Origin of the sequence: Rhizobium sp. RSm-3 (genome assembly GCF_001854685.1) — a bacterium.
Classification (GTDB): Bacteria; Pseudomonadota; Alphaproteobacteria; order Rhizobiales; family Rhizobiaceae; genus Rhizobium; species Rhizobium ecuadorense.
This window is the reverse complement of record NZ_MAWZ01000035.1, coordinates 146,261-167,867: the sequence shown is the minus strand read 5'-3', so window position 1 is coordinate 167,867 and position 21,607 is coordinate 146,261. Positions and strand designations below refer to the sequence as shown.

General features: G+C 61.1%; 17 protein-coding genes. 7 read left to right on the top strand and 10 right to left on the bottom strand.

The genetic code is table 11. The annotated features are described in order from the left end of the window. Positions 1-120: 120 nt before the first annotated feature. Together BBJ66_RS23700 and rnd are read left to right on the top strand one after the other, a co-directional pair. Positions 121-1,512 carry a multicopper oxidase family protein gene (locus BBJ66_RS23700; protein ID WP_071090290.1) on the top strand — a complete coding sequence of 464 codons (1,392 nt, stop codon included), beginning with the start codon at positions 121-123 and terminating at the stop codon, positions 1,510-1,512. A 129-nt stretch (positions 1,513-1,641) separates the two neighbouring features. Further along, positions 1,642-2,787 carry a ribonuclease D gene (gene rnd / locus BBJ66_RS23695; RefSeq protein WP_071090286.1) on the top strand — a complete coding sequence of 382 codons (1,146 nt, stop codon included), beginning with the start codon at positions 1,642-1,644 and terminating at the stop codon, positions 2,785-2,787. Positions 2,788-2,858: 71 nt separating this feature from the next. Here rnd and BBJ66_RS23690 read toward each other — a convergent pair whose 3' ends face one another. Next, on the bottom strand, positions 2,859-3,995 hold the full coding sequence (locus BBJ66_RS23690) for a hypothetical protein (protein ID WP_071090283.1): 1,137 nt from the start codon (positions 3,993-3,995) through the stop codon (positions 2,859-2,861). 231 nt (positions 3,996-4,226) lie between these two features. Here BBJ66_RS23690 and BBJ66_RS23685 point away from each other — a divergent pair, with 231 nt between their 5' ends. Both BBJ66_RS23685 and BBJ66_RS23680 read left to right on the top strand, forming a co-directional pair. Then, the gene (locus BBJ66_RS23685; RefSeq protein WP_049733967.1) at positions 4,227-5,288 is read left to right on the top strand and encodes an adenylate/guanylate cyclase domain-containing protein; all 1,062 of its coding nucleotides are present in this window, start codon (positions 4,227-4,229) and stop codon (positions 5,286-5,288) included. A 106-nt stretch (positions 5,289-5,394) separates the two neighbouring features. Continuing rightward, a complete protein-coding gene (locus tag BBJ66_RS23680; RefSeq protein ID WP_071090280.1) occupies positions 5,395-6,753 on the top strand; it encodes an esterase-like activity of phytase family protein in 1,359 nt (452 codons plus the stop codon). 288 nt (positions 6,754-7,041) lie between these two features. Here the strand turns inward: BBJ66_RS23680 and ppx are convergent, their stop codons facing one another. The 4 genes from ppx to BBJ66_RS23660 all read right to left on the bottom strand — a co-directional run bounded on the left by ppx (position 7,042) and on the right by BBJ66_RS23660 (position 12,672). Continuing rightward, entirely contained in the window at positions 7,042-8,562 is a 1,521-nt protein-coding gene (gene ppx, locus BBJ66_RS23675) for an exopolyphosphatase (protein WP_071090277.1), read from the bottom strand. A 12-nt stretch (positions 8,563-8,574) separates the two neighbouring features. Further along, positions 8,575-10,779, bottom strand: a complete 2,205-nt coding sequence (locus BBJ66_RS23670) for an RNA degradosome polyphosphate kinase (protein ID WP_049733964.1) — start codon at positions 10,777-10,779, stop codon at positions 8,575-8,577. Between the two features lie 62 nt (positions 10,780-10,841). Then, positions 10,842-11,555, bottom strand: a complete 714-nt coding sequence (hdaA, locus tag BBJ66_RS23665; RefSeq protein ID WP_071090274.1) for a DnaA regulatory inactivator HdaA — start codon at positions 11,553-11,555, stop codon at positions 10,842-10,844. Beyond that, the gene (locus BBJ66_RS23660) at positions 11,548-12,672 is read right to left on the bottom strand and encodes an AI-2E family transporter (protein WP_071090271.1); all 1,125 of its coding nucleotides are present in this window, start codon (positions 12,670-12,672) and stop codon (positions 11,548-11,550) included. The genes hdaA and BBJ66_RS23660 overlap by 8 nt, the downstream gene beginning before the upstream one ends. A gap of 245 nt (positions 12,673-12,917) precedes the next feature. On the opposite strand from BBJ66_RS23660, the gene purM reads away from it, so the two are divergent. Both purM and purN read left to right on the top strand, forming a co-directional pair. Beyond that, positions 12,918-13,991 carry a phosphoribosylformylglycinamidine cyclo-ligase gene (gene purM / locus BBJ66_RS23655; protein ID WP_071090268.1) on the top strand — a complete coding sequence of 358 codons (1,074 nt, stop codon included), beginning with the start codon at positions 12,918-12,920 and terminating at the stop codon, positions 13,989-13,991. Further along, entirely contained in the window at positions 13,988-14,659 is a 672-nt protein-coding gene (gene purN / locus BBJ66_RS23650) for a phosphoribosylglycinamide formyltransferase (RefSeq protein WP_071090265.1), read from the top strand. The genes purM and purN overlap by 4 nt, the downstream gene beginning before the upstream one ends. Position 14,660: 1 nt before the next feature. On the opposite strand, the gene BBJ66_RS23645 is transcribed toward purN, so the two are convergent. From BBJ66_RS23645 to BBJ66_RS23625, 5 genes are all read right to left on the bottom strand, one after another. Further along, positions 14,661-15,821 (bottom strand): acyltransferase family protein, encoded by a 1,161-nt coding sequence (locus BBJ66_RS23645; RefSeq protein ID WP_083335610.1) that lies wholly within the window; start codon positions 15,819-15,821, stop codon positions 14,661-14,663. 45 nt (positions 15,822-15,866) lie between these two features. After that, on the bottom strand, positions 15,867-16,265 hold the full coding sequence (locus BBJ66_RS23640) for a hypothetical protein (RefSeq protein WP_049733959.1): 399 nt from the start codon (positions 16,263-16,265) through the stop codon (positions 15,867-15,869). A gap of 264 nt (positions 16,266-16,529) precedes the next feature. Then, positions 16,530-17,699, bottom strand: a complete 1,170-nt coding sequence (locus tag BBJ66_RS23635; protein WP_071090262.1) for an alpha-D-ribose 1-methylphosphonate 5-triphosphate diphosphatase — start codon at positions 17,697-17,699, stop codon at positions 16,530-16,532. 148 nt (positions 17,700-17,847) lie between these two features. Beyond that, positions 17,848-18,438: an NUDIX domain-containing protein gene (locus tag BBJ66_RS23630; protein WP_071090259.1), complete on the bottom strand. Its 591-nt coding sequence runs from the start codon at positions 18,436-18,438 to the stop codon at positions 17,848-17,850. Beyond that, positions 18,435-20,639, bottom strand: a complete 2,205-nt coding sequence (locus BBJ66_RS23625) for a molybdopterin-containing oxidoreductase family protein (RefSeq protein WP_071090256.1) — start codon at positions 20,637-20,639, stop codon at positions 18,435-18,437. The genes BBJ66_RS23630 and BBJ66_RS23625 overlap by 4 nt, the downstream gene beginning before the upstream one ends. A 16-nt stretch (positions 20,640-20,655) precedes the next feature. Here BBJ66_RS23625 and BBJ66_RS23620 point away from each other — a divergent pair, with 16 nt between their 5' ends. Next, a complete protein-coding gene (locus BBJ66_RS23620) occupies positions 20,656-21,525 on the top strand; it encodes a 23S rRNA (adenine(2030)-N(6))-methyltransferase RlmJ (RefSeq protein ID WP_071090253.1) in 870 nt (289 codons plus the stop codon). Positions 21,526-21,607 lie beyond the last annotated feature (82 nt).

The window sequence follows — 21,607 nt, the reverse complement described above, 5'->3', positions numbered from 1 at the left end:
GCACGCGTTTATGGCGAGGCTGGGGCCTGTATGCTGCGGCAGTTTGGCCGCGCTTCCCGTATTGATGAAGGAGCCGGTCAACTTTAAAAGGATCGGCATTCTCACTGTGGAGCGCCCCGCATGCCTCTCCTGACCCGCCGCAACCTTCTCAAGGCATCCGCCGTCGCGGGCGCCTATGGCGTCGGAATCGGCATTGCCGGCAAATTCGGGCCTGCGGAGGCAGCACCCGAGCCGCAGCTGCTGACGGCGGTCAAGACCGAGGCGATGCTGACCGAGGCGGGACCCACCCGGGATATCATGAGTTGGGGCCATGACGGCATGCCGCCGGTTCTCCGGATGACAAGGGGGCGCCCTTACGCCGCGCGGCTGAAAAACGGGCTCGACGAGCCGACGACGATCCACTGGCACGGGCTTCGTATCGACAACCGCATGGACGGCGTGCCCTTCATGACGCAGCCCTATATCTATACCGGCGACAGCTTCGACTATGCCTTCACGCCGCCCGATGCCGGCACGTTCTGGTATCATCCGCATTGCAATACGCTGACGCAGATGGGGCACGGCATGACCGGCGTCATCGTCGTCGAAGATCCGGCCGATCCTCACTTCGATGCGGAGGTGGTGCTGAACCTGCGCGACTGGCGGCTTGGCGGCGACGGGCAGTTCATCGCCGCTTTCCGGCCGCGTGACGCCGCCAAATCCGGCACCTACGGCACCGTGCGCACCGCCAACTGGCATCAGGAGCCGCAATATGACGCGCCGGCCGGCGGGCTGGTGCGGCTGCGCATCGCCGTGACCGACGTGACGCGGATCTTCTCGCTGAAGGTGGAAGGTGCGGTTGCAACCGTCATCGCAATCGACGGCAATCCGGTGCCGAAGCGTTTCCCCCTCGATCTGCTGCAGATCGGGCCAGGACAGCGGCTCGATCTTGCCGTGCGCATGCCGGATGGAGAAGGCACAGTCGCGACACTCGAGGATATTCGCGGCACCATGCCGAAGACGATCGCCAGTCTGCGCGCCACCGGATCGTCGCTGAAGCGCGAGATCGGCGATCTCGGGCCGCTTGCCGAAAATCCGGTTGAAAAGGCCGATCTTTCCACAGCCGAGCAGATCCCGCTGGTGCTGAGCGCCACCGCCGAGAGTGCCGCGGTCGACAGCATCTGCGGCACGCTCGGCTTCAGTTTCTGGGCGATCAACAAGGTGCCGTGGCCGGGCGACACGCCCGACCCGACGGCGCCACTTGCGGAACTGAAGCTCGGCAAGAGCTACGTCTTCAATCTGGAGAATGTCACGCCGCATGCGCATCCGATCCATCTGCACGGGATGAGCTTCACGGTGATCTCCTCCTCGACGCGGGAGGTGATGCCGTTGGTGTCGGACACCTATCTCATCCAGCCGGACGAGAAGGTACAGCTCGCCTTCGTCGCCGACAATCCCGGCGACTGGCTGCTGCATTGCCATATCATCGAGCACCAGAAGACCGGGATGACCAGCTACGTCAGAGTGAGCTGAGGCGGCCTTTGCCGCAGTTCGGACGTAATTCTTAGCCAGCAATGCGCGAAGCTTATGCTGTTGTATTGACATATCGAAGCGAAAGGAGAAGGAAGGTTCAACCGACCTTTTCCTTGCGAATGAAATGATATGATCGAAACCACCGCCGATTTGGCGGCCGCCTGCAAAGAGCTGGCCAAGTCCGACTTCATCACCATCGACACCGAATTCCTGCGCGAGACGACCTTCTGGCCGGAGCTTTGCCTGATCCAGATGGCAAGCCCGACGACCGAAGTGCTCGTCGATCCGCTGGCCAAAGGCATCGATCTCGCCCCCTTCTTCGAGCTGATGGCCGATCCGAAGGTGCTGAAGGTCTTTCACGCGGCCCGCCAGGACATCGAAATCATCTTCAATCGCGGCAATCTCATCCCGCATCCGATCTTCGACACGCAGGTCGCCGCGATGGTCTGCGGCTTCGGCGACAGCGTCTCCTATGATCAGCTGGTCAGCCGCATCAAGAACGTCCATATCGACAAGTCGTCGCGCTTCACCGACTGGAGCCGCCGGCCGCTCTCCGACAAACAGCTGGAATATGCGCTGGCCGACGTCACCCACCTGCGCGACGTCTATCTGTCGCTGAAGGCGGAACTCGATCGCGAGGGCCGCACCTCCTGGCTCTCCGAAGAGATGGACATTCTCGAGGCGCGCGAAACCTACGACCTGCATCCCGACGATGCATGGCAGCGGCTGAAGATGCGCCTGCGCAAGCCGCAGGAGCTGGCGATCCTGAAATATGTCGCCGCCTGGCGCGAACGCGAGGCCCGCGCCCGCAACGTGCCCCGTTCGCGGGTTCTGAAGGACGATGCGATCTACGAGGTCGCCCAGCAGCAGCCCAAGGATACCGAAGCGCTTGGCCGTCTGCGCACCATTCCGAAAGGCTGGGAGCGCTCGACCTCCGGCGCTGCCGTCATCGAAGCCGTCAATGCGGCGCTCGCTCTTCCGAAGGCCGATATGCCACATGTGCCGCGCCAGGCGCAGGCGCCCGAAGGGGCCGCTGCCGCCGTCGAACTCTTGAAGGTGTTGTTGAAGCTGATTTCGGAAAAACACGGCGTGGCGCCGAAGGTGATCGCCAACAGCGAGGATCTCGACAGGATCGCCGCTGAGGGCGAGAAGGCCGAAGTCTCTGCCCTGCACGGCTGGCGGCGCGATCTTTTCGGCGAGCCGGCGCTGCAGCTGATCCAGGGTCAGATCGCTCTGCGCTTCGTCGGCCGCAAGGTCGAAACCGTCAGCCTCTGAGACGGCTGCATATCAAAGCTTAGCCGTCACGGCTAAGCCATTGCTTTGTTTTAGGCTACTACCTTATCTCTCTAGTATTGGGGCCTGATAAATCCCCAGGCAGCAGGCTCGAGGTAATCACGAGGTGGTTGCATTTCATCCATGCTCACAGGCCGGCGCGTTAACGCCACTATTTTGAATATCTCGCCGTCACCCCAGCCGGACCAGTGTTCATCAATCAGCGGTATACCGTCCGAAGTCAGACATTGCATCAGACCTGCATCAGCGGAATCTGGTGTCCGGTTATACCATGCGCAGTCTTCGCCGAGCAGCCGATCCTGTTTTTTCATGTCGACCATCCCGGACACCATGTCAAATCTCTTGGAGAATGGCCCAGGATTCGAGGAGGAGCGGATAGCTTCGAACCTGCGCTCACCCTTGGATGCGGAATATTGGAGCCCTTGGTCTTCGAGTTCGTTCCAGACGGTGATCAGGATTGATCCATCCTCGCCGTCACGCTGTCGGAGCCACCAGGGATAGTGACGTAACAGCCTCTCCTCGGATCTGTGGCTGACCAGCTTCGCCTCAAAGTCTCCAGCATTTGGAGTGTAATCGTCATAGCTTGGCAATGGTTTGAGCCAGGTACCGGCTTCAAAAAGCTGCATAGATGGTCGTACCGCCGCCCCCGGCACAGGCCCGCGCTGCAGTTCAACCAACCGCGTCTCGGACATCACCTCTCGACTGGAGAAAAGTACTTTCGTCGCGACCTCTATTCCGTCGCCGGTCAGGCAAGTTAACCAAACAGGCCCGGACCCGTCCTTATTCATTTTCCGAACAATCTCCCGCCAACGACACTGCTCACCGCCGATGGCCTCGACATCATCGGTTTCCTTGACCTCCATGATGCCGTTATAGTCCTGAGACGGCTCGACCTGCCTGACCTCGATTGAAGAGATCTCACCATTCTTCCTGGATGCCCTCAGAACAACGTTCTTGAAGAAGTGTCCGTAATAAATGTTCGTTTCTCCGCGTCTGTCCTCTTCAACATGCGTCCAGCCGTTGTGATGTTGGACGACCCGTTGGCGGCCCCCTTTGTCATTATAGGTATCACGCACGATCATCTTTGCGGAATAGTCGGGCACATCAGGACTGGCGAAAAACGGAACCCCGCTTGCATGTGCGGAGCCAGCCGCGATCGTGATCACTGAGAAAACCATCAATCTGTACATGATACTCCTGTGCAGGAAGGCGCCCACAACTATTGATAGCAATACGGCGAAGGCCTGAGATTGACAAGGTGTTTGCAGAGGCAATCACGTGGCCCAACAAAGTCGGCGAATTGGCTTCGGAACAAGCGCCGCCGCCTCTAAAAGACGCGTGGTGCTGCAGTTCGAATTCGCTTGACGGTTTTTTCCGGCCTGAAACAATGGCAGGAAGAAACATCACGGCGCAGAGGCGGCATGCGGGAAATATCTCCGACACAGAATTGGATCCTGATCACGATCGTCCTTGCGGCCAGCGGCGTCGTCTATGACCTGATGTTCTATTCCGATCAGACGCCCGTTATCGGCGCCATCTTCGCGCTGTTCATCGGCATGCCGATCATCGCCTTCGAACGCAAGGTGCTGTTTCGCGGGCTCTACAGGCGCATCCAGAAGCTGCCGACTTTCGCCTTCATCATCACCGAGCTGGTGATCTACGAGATCCTGATGAGTATCGGCTTTGCCTGCGGCGGTCTGCTGCTTTGGTCGGTCGGCATGCTGAAGCCGCCGTCGCTCCTCGATCTCGTCATCATGCCGTATGAGGTCTTCTTCTATGCGCTTGCCGTCTGCTCGGCGATGATCTTCATTCTGCGCGTGCGGGAACTGCTCGGCCGCGAGGTATTCCTGAGCATGCTGGTCAGCCGCTACCGCAATCCGGTTCGGGAAGAGCGTGTCTTTCTGTTCATCGATCTCGTCGATTCGACGGCTTTTGCCGAAAAACACGGCGACCTTCGCGCGCAGCAGCTGCTGAGTTCGCTGTTTGCGACCTTCGCCGAGCCGGTCCGGCGCCACAAGGGCATGATCAACGACTATGTCGGCGATGCGGCGATCATCACCTGGCCGCTTGCCCGCGGCGTCAAGAATGCGCGCTGCGTGCGCTGCATCTTCGATATCCTCGCCGATATCGAAGCCAATGCCGCCGGCTGGCGGAAAAGCTATGGGCAGGTGCCGAAGCTGCGGGCCGCGCTTCACGGCGGCGAGATCATCACAGCCGAAATCGGCGTCGATCATCACAAGATCAGCTATTTCGGCGATACGGTAAACACCACCGCCCGGCTGGAAACGCTCTGCCGCAGCCTGAACCGGCCGGTGCTGATCTCCTCCGAGCTTGCCCGACGCATGGAGTTTCCCGACGATATCGCTTGCGAGGATCTTGGCACCCATGCCGTCAAGGGACGCGGCCAGGCGCTGGGTGTCATGGCGCTTTCCTCACGCGCGGTGACCGTGCTGAACACGCCCGCAGTCATCCTGCACGGCTGAGCAACCGCTTTTACCGCCCGTCACCAAAGCTTCACCCAACCGTCAATTCGCTGACACGGAAGCCCTGCTAAGCGGAAGCCATTGGCATCCGTTCCATGGGGATATTATGAAGAACGTCCTTTTTGCTTCCGTATCGCTTTTCATCCTGATGGCCGCATCCGCTTCGGCCGACCAGCAGCAGTTTCCGGCCAAGCTTGCCGGCCAGGCGATCCTGCCTGCCAACACGATGGTTCCGGCGCCGGCCGACGCCCCTGAATTCCTCAAGCATTCCGGCAAGTTCACGACGGCGGACCGCAAGCGCACCGAAGCGCTCGGCACGGTTCCCGGCAAGGACGGTGCCCGCGTCACCGATCTGAAGCTCCCCTTCGACGGTCAGGCGATCCAGGGTTTCTCCGGCATCAAGACGATGGCTGACGGCACCTTCTGGACGCTGACGGACAACGGCTTCGGCTCGAAGGCCAATTCCTCCGACGCCATGCTCTTCCTGCACCAGATGAAGTTCGACTGGGCGGCCAACAAGGCTGAGGTCGTCAAGAACCTCTTCCTCTCCGATCCGAACAAGATCGCCCCCTTCCCGATCGTGCTGGAAGGCACCGATACGCGCTACCTCACCGGCGCCGACTTCGACATCGAATCGATCCAGCCGGTGGCCGACGGTTTCTGGCTCGGCGACGAATTTGGCCCCTATATCCTGAAAATCGATACCCAAGGCCAGCTGACCGACGTCATCGCGACGACGCTCGATGGCAAGCCAGTGCTTTCGCCCGACAATCCGCTGATCCAGCTCCCGGGCAACCCGGCTGCGAAGATACCGGTCTTCAATCTGAAGCGCTCCGGCGGCTTCGAAGGCCTCGCCATGTCGAAGGACGGCACCAAGCTCTACGGCCTGCTCGAGGGCGCCATCTACAAGGATGACGGCCAGATGGAATCGGTCGACGGCCATACCGCCGTCCGCGTCATCGAATTCGACGTCGCCGCCGAGAAATGGACGGGCCGCAGCTGGCTCTATCCATTCGAAGACAAGGGTGTATCGATCGGCGACTTCAACATGCTCGACGACACGACCGCTCTCGTCATCGAGCGCGACAGCGGCGCCGGTACCAAGGACAAGGCCTGCGCCGACCCGAAGCAGCCGAAGCCGGATTGTTTCGAGGCGCCGGCCGAACTGAAGCGCGTCTACAAGATCGAATTCAACGACGCCAATGTCGGCAAGGCCGTCCGCAAGATCGGCTATATCGACCTTTTGAATATCCAGGACCCCGACAATAAGAAGAAGGCCGGAGCCAAGGACGGCGTCTACGACATGCCCTTCGTGACGATCGAAAACGTCGACCGCGTCGACGCCACCCACATCATCATCGGCAACGACAACAACCTGCCCTTCTCCGCCGGCCGCGCCGTCGACAAGGCTGATAATAACGAGTTCAGCCTGCTTGAGGTTGGGGAGTTTTTGAGCGCGAAGTGATTTGGGTTTGATGTGATATGGAGGGGCGGTGCGCGAGTGCCGCCCTTTTTCGTTTGGTTTGGTGGGCACATCGTACGATATGCCGTGCCAGCCCCCTCTGCCCTGCCGGGCATCTCCCCCACAGGTGGGGAGATCACAAGTGGCTTGGCCTTACCCACGCCTCTACCGTTTCGTCGCGCTGCCACGGCAGTTGTTTTGGGAAACCGGTGCGCCCAGCCGATCTACCCACCTGTGGGGAGATGGCCGGCAGGCCAGAGGGGGCCGGCACGGCACAACGCCTCCCGCAGACTACTCGAACAAAAACGCCAGCCTCTTGTTCGTCAGCCTCGACAGCTGCTGCAATCGCCCGTCCAGGCGTTCGCCGGCGAAATCGCGGTATTCGGGGGGCACGACGAATTCGAGGTCGAAGTCTGGGCTCGACGACTTGCGGAAGGTCAGGTTTTTGACGATGCCGGGCATCGAGGCCGAGAAGAGATAGACGACGCGCAGCATGCCGCCGAGCAGCTTGGCGCGGTCGATGAGCTGCGGCGTGGCGATCTGCGCCAGCGGGCCGGTGGCGCCGTCGTCGTGCAGGCCCTCGAAACGGTAGTAATTGGTCAGCGCGATGAAGGCGCGGCCGGGATGGCTGATGCCGACGAAGGAAGAGTGGGCGATGACGTTCAGCGCCTGCAGGCCGCGATAATCTGGATGGGCGCGCCAGCTGATATCGGCGAGCAGACAGGCGGCCTGGCGATAGCGGCTTTCCTCTTCGGTTTCCTGGATGCCGAAGAGGGGCATCATGCGGCCGGTCCATTCCGCCAGCTCGCGGGCATGCTCGGGCGAACGGGCACGCAGGATCGCCAGTTCGCCGGCGGCGGCAAGCAGCGGATCGAGGCGGCGCTCGCCCTCCGACAGCAGCGAATAGAGATATCCCTCGCGCACACCCTGCGCCGAGAAGGAAATCACCGACGGCTTCATCGCGCTCAGCACTTCCTTCATGGCGACGGCGCCGAAGGGCAGCAGCGAGCGGCGATGTTTGGATACGGCCTGCAGCGCCGGTTCCTTGGAATCGCGCGCGGTCACCACCTGTTCGAGGAACAGCATCATCGCTTCGAGCGAGACCTCATAACCCTGCATCATATGCAGCGGATAATGCGTCATCTCCATATGCAGCTTGGCGATGTTTCGCCAGGTGCCGCCGACGGCGTAGAAGGTGCGCCCCTCGCCTTTCGACAGCAGCTTTGCCGTCTTCACCTGCTTGCGGGCAAAGGTGCGGGCCTTGGAGAGCGAGCCGCCGGCATATTCCGACAGGCGCAGGCCGCCGAGCGGCAGGGTGATGCCCTTGCCGAACTCCTTGCCCTTGATATCGATCAATTCAAGCGAGCCGCCGCCGAGATCGCCGGCGATCCCATCGGGATTGAAGAAGCCGCTGATGATGCCGAGCGAGGCGAATTTCGCTTCCTCCTCGCCCGAGAGCACGCGGACCTTGCGGCCGAGGATGGTTTCCGCCTGATGGATGAAATCAGGACCGTTGCTCGCCTCGCGCGCGGCGGCCGTCGCCAATACATACATGGTGGCGGCGCGCGCCTGGTCGGACAGGGCTTTGAAACGATGCAGCGACGCCAAAGCCCTGCCGACGCTGGCTTCATCCATTTTGCCGGTCAGGGCTATGCCCCTGCCGAGGCCGCAGAGAACCTTTTCGTTGAAGAGGACGGTTGGAGAACGGGACATGCCTTCATAGACGACAAGACGAATGGAATTCGATCCAATATCGACGACGGAGACCGGGGCGATCCCCGGAAGGCGCCCCTGGGCTTCAGATTCAACCATCTAGGTCCAGTTTTACTTGTTGTTGCGGCCTTCGAGCAGGCCGGCGATCAGCTTCGGCGCACTGGACTTCAGAGCTTCACCACGGCCCGACAGGCTCGGATTGGTCATGAAATACTGCTGCGCATTGAACGGTTCCTCGCCTCTGCGCACTTCCATGCGCCGGGACGTACCGTCGGGCAATATCTCGTAGCTTTGTTGATTGTCAATCACGTTGCCGAGCATAATCTGTGACAAGACCTGCTCGTGAACGGTCGGATTCGTCAGCGGAACCATTGTCTCGACGCGGCGATCGAGATTTCTCGGCATCATGTCGGCCGAACCGATGTAAACCAGCGCCTTGTCGGACGGCAGGCCATGGCCGTTGCCGAAGCAGAAAATGCGGCTGTGTTCGAGGAAGCGGCCGATGATCGACTTGACGCGGATCTTTTCGGAAAGGCCGGGCACCTGTGGGCGCAGGCAGCAGATGCCGCGCACGACGAGATCGATTTCAACGCCGGCATGGCTGGCGCGATAGAGCGCGTCGATGATGTCGGGGTCGACAAGCGAGTTCATCTTCATCCAGATTGCGGCCGGAGCGCCGTTCCGGGCATGCTGAATTTCTTCCTCGATGTGGCGCAGGATGCGCGGGCGCATCGTATAGGGCGAAATCGCAAGCTGCATGCCCTGTTCCGGCTCGCCGTAGCCGGTGATGAAATTGAAGATGTTCGCCATATCGTGGGCGATGACCGGATTGCAGGTAAAATAGGACAGGTCGGTGTAGATCTTCGCGGTGATCGGGTGGTAGTTGCCGGTTCCGAGGTGGCAATAGGTCCGGAGCTTACCTTCCTCGCGGCGGACGACCATCGACATCTTGGCGTGGGTCTTGAGCTCGATGAAGCCGAACACGACCTGCACGCCGGCGCGCTCGAGATCGCGCGCCCAGCGGATGTTCGCCTCTTCGTCGAAGCGGGCCTTGAGCTCGACCAGCGCCGTCACCGACTTGCCGGCTTCGGCGGCGTCGACCAGCGCACGCACGATGGGGCTGTCGTTGGAGGTTCGGTAAAGCGTCTGCTTTATCGCCAGGACGTCAGGATCGCGCGCAGCCTGGAGAAGGAACTGGACCACCACGTCGAAGGATTCATAGGGGTGATGGACGACCATGTCCTTTTCGCGGATGGCGGCGAAGCAGTCGCCGGCATGTTCGCGGACGCGCTCGGGAAATCGCGCATTGTAGGACGGAAACCTGAGATCTTCGCGCGGCGCCTTGGTGATCTCGGACAGAGTATTCAGCGCCAGAAGGCCCGGCAGAACGGCGACGCGATTGTCAGGGATATTCAGCGCCTGAACGACGAACTGGCGCAGCGAGGCCGGCATTTCCGAGTCGGTCTCGATGCGGATGACCTTGCCGCGGCGGCGGCGCTTCAGCGCGGTTTCAAAGAAGCGGACGAGATCCTCGGCCTCTTCCTCGACTTCGATATCGCTGTCGCGGATGACACGGAAGGTACCGGAGCCCTGCACCTCGTAACCCGGGTAAAGCCGATGGATGAAGATGTTGGCGACATCCTCAAGCGTGATGTAGCGGATGGTGTTTCCATCGTCCGGCAGACGGACGAAGCGATCGAGCGCCGGCGGCAGACGCAAGAGCGCCGTCATCGGCTCGCGGCCGTTCTTGCTGACGAGCTGCAGGCCGATCGAGAAGCCGAGATTCGGAATGAACGGGAACGGATGGGCCGGATCGATCGACAATGGCGTCAGAACCGGAAAAATCGCCTGTTCGAATTCGGTGGCCAGCCACTGGCGGTCGGCATCGCTCAAGGCGCCGGGGCGCACGATCAGGATGTCTTCCTTGGCGAGATATTGCTGCAGCACGGCGAGCGAGGCCTGCTGCTCCATCTGCAGATGGTCGATCTCCTGCAGAATCGAATCGAGCTGCTCGGCTGGCGTCTTGCCGTCGGGGCTGCGGATGACGATGTTCTGGCGCACCTGGCCCTCGAGGCCGGCGACGCGCACCATGAAGAATTCATCGAGGTTGGCGGCCGAGATCGACAGGAAGCGAACGCGCTCGAGCAGCGGATGCTCGGTATTCAGCGTTTCTTCCAGGACACGGCGGTTGAACTGCAGCCAGGAGAATTCTCGGTTGATGAAGCGCTCGGGGCTTTTGAGCAGCTCTTCCAGCGGGGGAGTGTTGTCGTTGGTTTCCGGAGTGAGTTCCTGATGCTCTGCGACTGCACTGTCCATGGTCCACCCCGTTCTCAATCGCCGAAGGCAATTATATCAGTTTCACGACGGAACTGTGACAGTCAATCGGCCGGCTCCGAATTTCCCAATTCATTCAATACTTCGGCAGCCATAGACCGGGTGATTTTCGTACCCCGCGACAGGGCGAGCCGGTCCAGCCTTTCGACGATCGTCTGGGCGGCATTCAGCGACCGCTCCATCCGGTTGACGATATAGAGCACGAGTTTGTCATCTATATAAAGCTGGCGGTCGGCGAAGAGCTTGACGATCACCTGCGACAGCAACGCCTCGTCGGGCTCACCGATCTCGACGACGGTCGCAGCTTTCAGGCGAGAACGCAGATCCGGCAGCAAAACCGGCCAGGAGATCGGCCAGAGACGGCTTGTTATCAACAGGCTGGTGCCGTTTTCGCGCACGCTGTTGATGACGTGGAAGAGCGCATTGTCGTCGAAGCCGAGGCGGTCGGCATCCTCGAACAGCACCGGGCCGGCGGCGGCGGCAATTGCGGCGTCCGAGCCAAGCTCGGGATGGATGTCGACAGCGCCGCTCAATTCCCGCCAGATGCGGGCGAGATGCGATTTTCCCGAACCGACCGGGCCGGCGAGCACGACGACCGGCGACGGCCATGCGGGCCAGGCATCGACGATCGAAACGGCGGCGGCGAGACGCTCCGAGATCAGGAGGTCGTCGCGCCCGCTTGCGGCATCGTGCGAAAAGACCAGCGGCAGCTGCTCTCCGGCCTTGCGCTTCGGATCAGCGTTCTTCACGTCATTCATTGGAAACTGATTTCGTCTTCCGGGCGCGGTCGCCTGATGACCCGCCAAAATAAAGATCGCTCTGAAGGTAGCGTGAAAGCGCGAAACGAACAAGGACGCCGACGGCGGCAGCCGCCGGTACGGCGACCAGAAGACCGACGAAACCGAAGAGCGCCCCGAAGGCAAACAGCGCAAACATCAGCCAGACCGGGTGCAGTCCGACGCTGGAGCCGACGAGCTTCGGCTGCAGGATGTTGCCCTCCAGGAACTGGCCGCTGAAGAAAACGACGAGCACCAGGCCGATCCAGGGATAATCCGGCCAGAACTGGACGATCGCCACGCCGACGGCGAGAACGAGGCCAACCAGCGAGCCGACATAGGGAATGAAGCTGATCATGCCGGCAAAGAGCCCGATCAGCAGGCCGAAATTCAGCCCGACAAGGGAGAGGCCGGCGGCATAATAAATGCCGAGGATGAGGCAGAGCGAGCCCTGGCCGCGGATGAAGCCGGCGATCGCCTGATCGATCTCGCTGGCGATCTGGCGGACGTCGCTGATATAATCGCGCGGGATCCACTGATCGACCTTGTCGACCATGCGGTCCCAATCGAGCAGGATATAGAAGGCGACGACGGGGGTGACGACGAGCAGCGATATGACGTCGACGATCGCCTTGCCGGAATTCCAGATCTGCGCGAAGAGCCCGGTCAGGAAGCCCATGCCTTCGGAAAGGATGCCGGAGAAATTGTCCTTGAGCGTGCCGGCCTGGCTCCTGACCCAGTCCGGCAGCAGCGAGTTTTTCGAATTGTCGATGAACTGCTGCAGTTGGCTGATATAACCCGGCAGCCGCTCGGCGAAATCGTTGAACTGGCTGACGAGCACGGGAATGAGGATCATCAGTGCCAGCGCGAAGGTGATCACGAAGGCGATCAGGATGACAACCGTCGCCATCATGCGGCTTAGGCCCAGACGCTCCAGCCGATCGGCCACCGGATCGAGGAAATAAGCGATCGCCATGCCGGCGATGAAGGGCAGCAGGATGGAGCTGAAGACATAGAGAAAGACGATGAAGAAGACGAGCACGATCAGCCAGAAGAAAATCTGACGCTTGAGACTGTTGCCGCTGACTTGCTGTGGCATCGCTTCCCCGCTGATCGCTTTCCGCCGCCAAACGCCGCATGCGAACCGACGCGGCCATTCAGCACATAGGATGCAGGCGCAAAGATGGTCAACCCTGTCGCGCCAAATCGCGGAAAGGCTCGATGAAGACGCGGGAAATTGGAGGCTTTTGCCATGCGACGCTTGCATAAAGGCCCCTGTCATGCAATTGCGACCGGCAGATGACGCGGCGCGTCCGCCGCCTGAAATAGCCATCGGAGACCAGCATGAGCCAGTCTGGGAAAAACGGCCTGACCTACAGCGATGCGGGCGTCGACATCGATGCCGGCAACCTCCTCGTCGAGAAGATCAAACCCGCGGTGCGCTCGACCCGGCGTCCCGGCGCCGACGGCGAGATCGGCGGCTTCGGCGGGCTCTTCGATCTCAAGGCCGCCGGCTTTACCGACCCGGTTCTGGTCGCCGCCAATGACGGCGTCGGCACCAAGCTGAAGATTGCCATCGATGCCGATTATCACGACACCGTCGGCGTCGACCTCGTCGCCATGTGCGTCAATGATCTCGTTGTCCAGGGCGCCGAGCCGCTGTTCTTCCTCGATTATTTCGCCACCGGCAAGCTCGACCCCGACCAGGGCGCGGCAATCGTCGGCGGCATTGCCGCCGGCTGCCGGCAGGCCGGCTGCGCGCTGATCGGCGGCGAGACGGCCGAAATGCCCGGCATGTATTCCTCCGGCGACTACGACCTCGCCGGCTTTGCCGTCGGTGCTGCCGAACGCGGCAAGCTGCTGCCCTCCGGCGATATTGCCGAGGGTGACGTGATCCTCGGGCTTGCCTCCTCCGGCGTCCATTCCAACGGCTTCTCGCTGGTGCGCAAGATCGTCGAACTCTCCGGCCTCGGCTGGGATGCGCCGGCGCCATTCGCCGAAGGCAAGAAGCTCGGCGAAGCCCTGCTCGAGCCGACCCGCATCTATGTGAAGCCGCTGCTGAAGGCGATCCGCGAGACCGGCGCCATCAAGGCGCTGGCTCACATCACCGGCGGCGGCTTTCCTGAGAATATTCCGCGTGTGCTGCCGAAGCATCTGGCGGCCGAGATCGATCTCGCCGCCGTCAAGGTTCCCAGTGTGTTTTCGTGGCTCGCCAGGACGGGCGGCGTCGAAACCAAGGAGATGCTGCGCACCTTCAACTGCGGCGTCGGCATGATCGCCGTCGTCGCCGGCGAGAATGTCGCGGCCGTTTCCGCCGCCCTCGAAGCCGAGGGCGAGACCGTCGTCACACTCGGCCGCATGATCGCCCGTGACGAGGGTGCCGCCGGCACGGTCTATAAGGGCACGCTTGCCATATGAGCGCGAAGCGCAAACGCGTCGTCGTCCTGATATCCGGCGGCGGCTCCAACATGATGGCGCTGGTCGCGGCGGCCAAGGCCGTCGACTATCCGGCCGAAATCGTCGGGGTAATCTCCGACAAGGCCGAGGCTGGCGGGCTTGCCAAGGCGGCTGCCGAAGGCATCGCCACCTACGCCTTTCCCCGCAAGGATTATGCCAGCAAGGAAGCGCATGAGGCGGCGATCTTTTCCGCACTCGATGAGCTTTCCCCCGACATCCTCTGCCTCGCCGGCTATATGCGACTGCTGACCGCGACCTTCATCCAGCGTTATGAAGGCCGCATGCTCAACATCCACCCTTCCCTGCTGCCGCTGTTTCCTGGCCTGCACACCCATCAGCGCGCCATCGACGCCGGCATGCGCATCGCCGGCTGCACCGTGCATTTCGTCACCGAAGGCATGGACGAAGGGCCGGTCATCGGCCAGGCCGCCGTCCCGGTTCTCACAGGCGACACGGCCGAAAGCCTCGCGGCGCGCGTGCTCACCGTCGAGCATCAGATCTACAAACAGGCGCTGCGGCTCTTTGCCGAGGGCCACGTCACGATGCAAGGCGGCAAGGCCATCGGTGCCGAGGCTTCGGCCACTGCGCCTAAAGCCCAGCTGATTTCGCTGATCGGCGACCGGGCCTAATTTAGTTCAGAGAAAACTTGCGGCTTAGATAAGCACGAACAGGTCTGTCGAACTGCGTGTGTAGAAAATGAGCCCCAGCAACAGCAGCCAAGAGCGTGCAGCTCACGGCGATCGGCAATGGAATAAAGCTGTTTGTGACGTTTTGGAATTGAGAGCCAAGTTGAATAACAGGCAAATGGACGGTGTAAAGAGGATAAGACAATTGTCCAAGGTAGGCCGCGAATGGCTGCTCCTCACTCTGCGGCACTGCAGCCGCTAGCGCCACCACGATTGGAATAATGACGGCGATGCAGACGAAATCGTAGATGTCGCGTGGGGCGGCGAACGGCAAAAATAAAACAGCGATCAGGACGAAAAGCGGGATTTGACGTCGTACAGCGGGGATCCGCTGAATGATTTGCCAGCGGAAAATGAGAATACCGGCAAGGAACGAAAAGCCGGCCCTGACGAACCCTTCAAAGAACGTTCGCCAGTTCCCAAATCCAACGGGCCCGATAGTGCCTTCGATCGAAACAATTGCGAAAAGCGCCGCCGCCAACAACGCGAGAGCCGCTATCTCATGCCAAAAATGAATTCTTAGGCGAGCAACCGATCCGTAAATCATGCCAGCCACCATTTCAAAAAAGATGGACCAAAGCGGATTGTTGATCGCGAACGCCTCCTGCCCCAGCAAAAAGCCCGCGGGCAACAGGAGTAACGCGCCGACCGCAAGAATCGAAACATCAGCGAGAGAAATCCCTGGCGCGTAAGCGACTTGCAACGCGACAACGCCCAAGCCAACACCGACCACGATCATGGGATAAAGCCGCACCATACGTTTCAGGAGGAACGCCGGGCTTCGCAGAGCGCCCGACCTCAGTTTCTGATCGTACGCATTTGCGAGCACGAAGCCGCTCAGGCAAAGAAAGAAATCCACGGCCAGATAGGCGTGGGAATTGAGATTGAAGCCAAAAACCTGGCTGGCGTGCAAGAGAGCCACCGATATTGCAGCAATGCCTCGAAGCTCATCCAGAAAGATGAAATGCGGCTTCACCCCGTATTCCCAATTGGCGAGATACAAGGCATCGCTAGGACCAGGGTCCGTTGCGCCGTCTTCATGTCCGGTAATAACAACCAGAGCGGTGGCGCTTATAAAAGGCTCCTTAGCATCCTCACTCAACATGTGGAGTTCCGAAACCTGGGTATGGGACAATAACCGACATTCAGCCTAAAACTCTGCTGAGCCTCGAAGAGTGAGCCCCTTCGAATAGCGGCGCACAGCGACCCAAGTGAAAACCTCGAAGGTTATGATGGCGAAAAGCGCCAGGATGACGCCGGCGGCATAGGCGTTGGAGCGGGCTTGGTCCACCAGAGGTAAGGCAACCCATACTGCATATGTGATCTGCACCAAAACGAATATCGAAAATAAAACAAAGAATAAATTTAGTATTCGCAGATCCAAGACCACAATGTTGAACGCGTAAAATCCAACGACCACTGTTCCACTCAGCCAGAAAAGTAACGCGATAGCATCTACCACGCCGAGCGGACCATTCCCCGTCACATAGTCGGATACGCCCCAAACCCACGAAAATGCGCTGCAGATAGCGAAAATCTTCCAGCCCATGATTTTCTCCTTTGAGTTGATAATACCCATGGAGGTTGAACTATCTATCGCAGCGGCCGCTAAAGTTTTAATAACGTTGAGATATCGCGCTGCTGGCACAGGGTGTCAGCACATCAGGGTCAATGCCCGCCATCACAGCCCTGGATCTCGCGACAATAGGAGAACCGGAGTGATCCCTTTGGCCAGCCTACACCGTCAGACTGGTCGACCCCACCGGAGTCGGACGGGGATCGCACACCTAGACGAATTCAAGTTCTGATCCAGCTAAGCCGCAAGCGCCCGCAATGGATGCAACGTGCCGTCGCTGTAGACGAAGCGGCCGGCGCGGAAGGTGGCGCGGATGCGATGGACTTCACCCGGTTCGACCGCCACCAGATCGGCGCGCTGGCCGATGGCGATTTCGCCGCGATCCAGAAGGCCGGCGGAGCGGGCGGCATTGCCGGTCGCCATGGCGACGGCGGAGGGCAAGCCGCCTTCCACCATGTCGGCGAGCTTGAAGATGCCGGGCACGAAGGCGGCCGGGTGATAGTCGGCGGCGATGACGCTCAAGAGGCCGGCCCTGGCGGCATCGAGGGCGCTGAGGTTGCCCGACATCGACTGGCCGCGCAGCGCATTCGGCGCGCCCATCAGCGTCCAGAGGCCACGGCGGCGGGCCTCTTCCGCGGCGGGCGCCGTCACCGGGAACTCGCTGATGGTGACGCCGAGATCGTGCATTTCGGCGACTTTCTCGACACTGTCATCATCATGCGAGGCAAGCGACAGCTTGTGCTTCAGCGACAGCGCGACGATCTCCTTCAGCTTGGCCCCGATCTCAGGATTGCTGCGCATGGCGATACGCTTGGCGACGATCTCGGCGGCCATTTCCTCGGAGATGGCGCGGCGCTCGGAAATGCTGAGGATGTAGCTTTGCAGGTTGTTGTACTGGCCCTGGCCCGGCGTGTGGTCGGTGAGCGAAACCATGTCGATCTGATCGGCATTGAGCAGGCGCTCGAGTGCGGCAGCGGCGCCGACATTGGTGATTTCGTAGCGGGCGTGGACGCGGTGGTCGATCAGCAGATCATCGCGCAGGCGGTTGATGCCCTCGATCACCGCCGAGGTGGTCTCCAGCGAGCGGACGTGGCCATAGACGCTTTCGGTGGCGAAGGAGACGGCTGCAAAGGCCGTGGTGACACCGGCGGCGGCCAGCTTCTTGTCGAGCTCGTGGATGCCGAAATCGATCGGCATCGTCGCGTTCGGGCGCGGCGCGATCTCGCGCTCGATCATGTCGCCGTGGAGATCGACAAAGCCCGGCATCAGCAACCGCCCGCCGCCATCGATGGCAGCCGCAGCGACCGGCGCCGGCCTGATCTCGGCGATGGCGCCGTCTTCAACCCGCACGGAACCTTCACTCACCACCTCGTTTGGGAGAACGAGGGTGAAATTGCTGAGCCACATGGGCTTTCTCCTGACCGCATCGATGATTGACAGACCGCAGCGGATAGAACCGCTTCGTGACAAACGTATGAACTTTTGGAACGCCAGAACCGCAATACCGAAACCGTCTTGAGCCCAACCCGGCGGGTTGCCCGAGACCGCTCACCCGCTATCGAAGCTTATTCCTGTTCAACAAGGCCCATTGCAGCAGCATGATCGTCTTGGCGTCGAAGATCTCGCCGTTTTCGATCATTTGGGCTGCCTCATCGAGCGGGACTTCGAGAACCTCGATATCCTCGTGCTCCTCGTCCAGGCCGCCGCCTTCCGCCACGCGGTCGGCGATGTCGATCAGCGAGACGAAGAAGTGGACGACTTCGGTGATGGCGCCGGGCGACGTATAGCATTTGAACAGGAAACGCGCATCGCGCAGGTGGTAACCGGTTTCCTCCATCGCCTCGCGGCGGATCGCCTGTTCGGGATGATCGTCATCGAGGAGGCCGGCCGGCACCTCCATCATCCAGGCGGGATCGCCGTTCAGATGGACGGGAAGGCGCAACTGGCGGACGAGAATGACGAGATCGCGTTGCGGATCATAAAGCAGGATGCAGGCGGCGGGCGTGCAGTGGTAGACCTCCCGCTTCAAGCGTTGGGTCGCGCCCTTGCGGTCGATATAGTCGAGCAGATAGCTGCTAAGCTTTGTCCAACCATTCGACAGCGTTTCCGCGCTGACGATCTTCACGCGTGATTTCGGCTGCATCATGCTGCGTCCTTGCGAATCCAGACCTTATTATCGTGCACGGCCGCCCCGCCATAGGGCGCGACCGGGTCGGCGCCTGTGAGGACATTGATACCCTCGCCGTCGATATGCGCCTTGTTCGGCCAGAGGCCCTCGGCGATCAGCACGCCAGGCTTCACGTCGGTGGTGATGCGGGCGTGGATGCGCAGATCGCCGCGGCTGTTGCCGATTCGGACGAGATCGCCATGGGCGATGCCGTTGGCTTCGGCGTCGGCCGGATTGATCATCACCTCAGGACGGCCCTCCTTCTGACGCGAGGTCTTGGTCTCGGCGAAGCTTGAATTCAAGAAATTGCGGGCGGGCGAGGTGGCGAGGCGGAAGGGATGCCCGGGATCGGCGACTTCGATGACATCGACCTGATCGGGGAAAACCGGAAGCTCGGCATGCGGCCCGAGCAGGCCGATCGCCGCCGGCGGTTTGTTCGGCGCCGGCTGATCGATCCAGTCCGGGCGGAAATGGAATTTGCCGTCGGGATGGGCAAAGCCGTTCAGGAAATGCGCCTCCTCGAAGGCCGGCTGGCGATCGAACCATTTGTGTTCGAGGAAATGGTCGTAACCCGGTAGGCCACTCGATTCGAGCACGCGGTCGACCATCTCGCGAGCAGAAAAGCCGAAGCCCGGTCGATCGGCGACGCCCAGGCGTTTGGCCAGTTCCTCGATGACGAAAAGATTGGTGCGCACGCTGGGCGGCGGCTCGACCAGCTTCGGCCCGAGCAGGATATGGTTCTGGCCGCCGGCCCGGTAGATGTCGTCATGCTCGACGAACATGGTCGCGGGGATGACGATATCGGCAATCTCGGCCGTTTCGGTCATGAATTGCTCATGCACGGCGACGAAAAGGTCGTCGCGGGCAAAGCCGCGTTTGACGAGGCGCTGCTCGGGGGCGATGTTTGCCGGATTGGTATTCTGGATCAGCATCGCCGTCACCGGACCGCGATGGCGCAAAGCCACCGCATCGCCGGTCAGTACCCGGCCGATCTGCGACTGATCGAGCATGCGGATATCGGCATCCTTCATCGACCGGCCGGTCACCTCCGCATTGTTCATGCGGAAGATGTCGCTGTTCGAATGGAAGGCGCCGCCGCCCTCATACTGCCAGGAGCCGAGAACGGTGGCGACCGAGGCGGCCGCATGCATGGCGACCGCGCCGTTGCGCTGGCGGGTGAAGCCGTAGCCGAGGCGGAAGTACGTCTTCTTCGTCGTGCCGACGAGGCGGGCGAAGGCTTCGATCTCCTCGACCGAGAGGCCGGTGATATCGGCGGCCCATTGCGGCGTCCTGGTTTTCAGATGGGCTTCGAGGCCGGCGGGATCGTCGGCATATCGTGCCATGTAGTCACGGTCGGCATGGCCGTCGCGGAAGGCGATATGCATGACGGCGCAGGCGAGTGCCGCGTCGGTGCCCGGCCTGACGATCAAGGCCATGTCGGCCTGCTTCATCGTCGGATTGTCGTAGATGTCGATGACGACGATCTTGGCGCCGCGCTCCTTGCGCGACTTGATGGCGTGGGTCATCACGTTGACCTGGGTCGAAACCGCATTGGTGCCCCAGATGACGACGCAATCGGTGCGGCCCATCTCGCGCGGATCGGGGCCGCGCAGCGTGCCGGTCGCCACGGTGAATCCGGTCCAGGCGGGGTTGGTGCAGATCGAGGAGAAGAAGCCGGAATAGCGCTTGGCGTGACGCAGGCGATCGATCGAATCGCGCTGCACCCAGCCCATGGTGCCGGCGTAGAAATAGGGCCAGATCGCCTCGCTGCCGTCCTTTGCCTCGGCCTTCACGAAGGCTTCGGCGATCTCATCCAGTGCATCGTCCCAGGAAATCTGCTGCCACTGCCCTGCCCCCTTGGCCCCGGCGCGGCGCAAGGGATGCATCAGGCGATCGGGATGATAGAGCCGCTCGGCATAACGGGCGACTTTGGCGCAGATGACGCCGGAGGTGTAGGAGTGATCATTGGCACCGCGCACGCGGCCGATACGGCCGTCCTCGGATATGTCGACCTCCAGCGCGCAGGTGGAGGGACAGTCGTGCGGACAGGCCGTGTGGCCTACCCTGGTGTCCGGCTTCGGGGATTTGGCGTGGATGGGGGTCGCAATGTTCATGGCATTTGTATATTCCAAGCCTTGCACGGCCAAAAGCCACAAAACTTTCCCATGACGCGAATTCATACGGACATCAGCGAAAATGAACTACCGCCACATCTATCATGCGGGCAATTTTGCCGATGTGCTGAAACATGCCGTGCTGGCGCGGTTGATCCGCTATATGCAGAAAAAGGATGGGGCGTTCCGGGTGCTCGACACGCATGCCGGCATCGGGCTCTACGATCTCTCCTCCGAGGAAGCGCAGAAAACCGGCGAGTGGCTCGACGGCATCGGCAAGCTAATGGAGGCCGATCTCGGACCTCAGGTTTCCGAACTGCTGGAGCCCTACCTGACAGCCATCCGCGAACTCAACCCTGAGGGCGGCGTCCGTTTCTATCCCGGATCGCCGAAACTGGCGCGCCTGCTGTTCCGGCCGCAGGACCGGCTGTCGGCGATGGAACTGCATCCCGAGGATTTTGTCAGGCTGCACCGGCTGTTCGAAGGCGATCACCACGCCCGCATCACCGAGCTCGACGGCTGGCTGGCGCTCGGCGCGCATCTGCCGCCGAAGGAGAAGCGCGGCATCGTGCTCGTCGATCCGCCTTTCGAGGAAGAGGACGAATATCAGCGTCTGACCGAGGGGCTGGAAAAGGCCTATCGCCGTTTTCCCGGCGGTACCTATTGCCTGTGGTATCCGCTGAAAAAGGGCGCGCCGATCAAGGAATTCCACGAGAGGCTGCAGGCGCTCGACATTCCGAAGATGCTTTGCGCCGAACTTTCCGTTCGCAGCGACCGCGGCATCACCGGATTGACGGGCTCAGGCCTCGTCATCGTCAACCCGCCCTTCACCCTGAAGGACGAGTTGCACCAAATGCTGCCGGCGCTGAAGGACCATCTGGCGCAGGACCGTTTCGCCTCGCACCGGGCCTTCTGGCTGCGCGGCGAGACCAAGGCGGTCAAGGACGATTGACCCGTTAACTAGAGCGCCGCGCGTCCGACAGGACGCGCTAAGGACGCTCTAGAATCCTTGGATTGCGCATAATCCTTTCCGA

Excerpts from the sequence above, each read along its gene's own strand:
- BBJ66_RS23690 (WP_071090283.1), bottom strand. The coding sequence starts at position 3,995 with ATGTACAGATTGATGGTTTTCTCAGTGATCACGATCGCGGCTGGCTCC.
- BBJ66_RS23640 (WP_049733959.1), bottom strand. The coding sequence starts at position 16,265 with ATGGGCTGGAAGATTTTCGCTATCTGCAGCGCATTTTCGTGGGTTTGG.
- hdaA (WP_071090274.1), bottom strand. The coding sequence starts at position 11,555 with ATGAATGACGTGAAGAACGCTGATCCGAAGCGCAAGGCCGGAGAGCAG.
- BBJ66_RS23620 (WP_071090253.1), top strand. The coding sequence starts at position 20,656 with ATGAACTACCGCCACATCTATCATGCGGGCAATTTTGCCGATGTGCTG.
- purM (WP_071090268.1), top strand. The coding sequence starts at position 12,918 with ATGAGCCAGTCTGGGAAAAACGGCCTGACCTACAGCGATGCGGGCGTC.
- BBJ66_RS23700 (WP_071090290.1), top strand. The coding sequence starts at position 121 with ATGCCTCTCCTGACCCGCCGCAACCTTCTCAAGGCATCCGCCGTCGCG.
- BBJ66_RS23685 (WP_049733967.1), top strand. The coding sequence starts at position 4,227 with ATGCGGGAAATATCTCCGACACAGAATTGGATCCTGATCACGATCGTC.
- BBJ66_RS23670 (WP_049733964.1), bottom strand. The coding sequence starts at position 10,779 with ATGGACAGTGCAGTCGCAGAGCATCAGGAACTCACTCCGGAAACCAAC.
- BBJ66_RS23635 (WP_071090262.1), bottom strand. The coding sequence starts at position 17,699 with ATGTGGCTCAGCAATTTCACCCTCGTTCTCCCAAACGAGGTGGTGAGT.
- ppx (WP_071090277.1), bottom strand. The coding sequence starts at position 8,562 with ATGGTTGAATCTGAAGCCCAGGGGCGCCTTCCGGGGATCGCCCCGGTC.
- BBJ66_RS23680 (WP_071090280.1), top strand. The coding sequence starts at position 5,395 with ATGAAGAACGTCCTTTTTGCTTCCGTATCGCTTTTCATCCTGATGGCC.
- rnd (WP_071090286.1), top strand. The coding sequence starts at position 1,642 with ATGATCGAAACCACCGCCGATTTGGCGGCCGCCTGCAAAGAGCTGGCC.
- BBJ66_RS23660 (WP_071090271.1), bottom strand. The coding sequence starts at position 12,672 with ATGCCACAGCAAGTCAGCGGCAACAGTCTCAAGCGTCAGATTTTCTTC.
- BBJ66_RS23630 (WP_071090259.1), bottom strand. The coding sequence starts at position 18,438 with ATGATGCAGCCGAAATCACGCGTGAAGATCGTCAGCGCGGAAACGCTG.
- purN (WP_071090265.1), top strand. The coding sequence starts at position 13,988 with ATGAGCGCGAAGCGCAAACGCGTCGTCGTCCTGATATCCGGCGGCGGC.
- BBJ66_RS23625 (WP_071090256.1), bottom strand. The coding sequence starts at position 20,639 with ATGAATTCGCGTCATGGGAAAGTTTTGTGGCTTTTGGCCGTGCAAGGC.
- BBJ66_RS23645 (WP_083335610.1), bottom strand. The coding sequence starts at position 15,821 with ATGTTGAGTGAGGATGCTAAGGAGCCTTTTATAAGCGCCACCGCTCTG.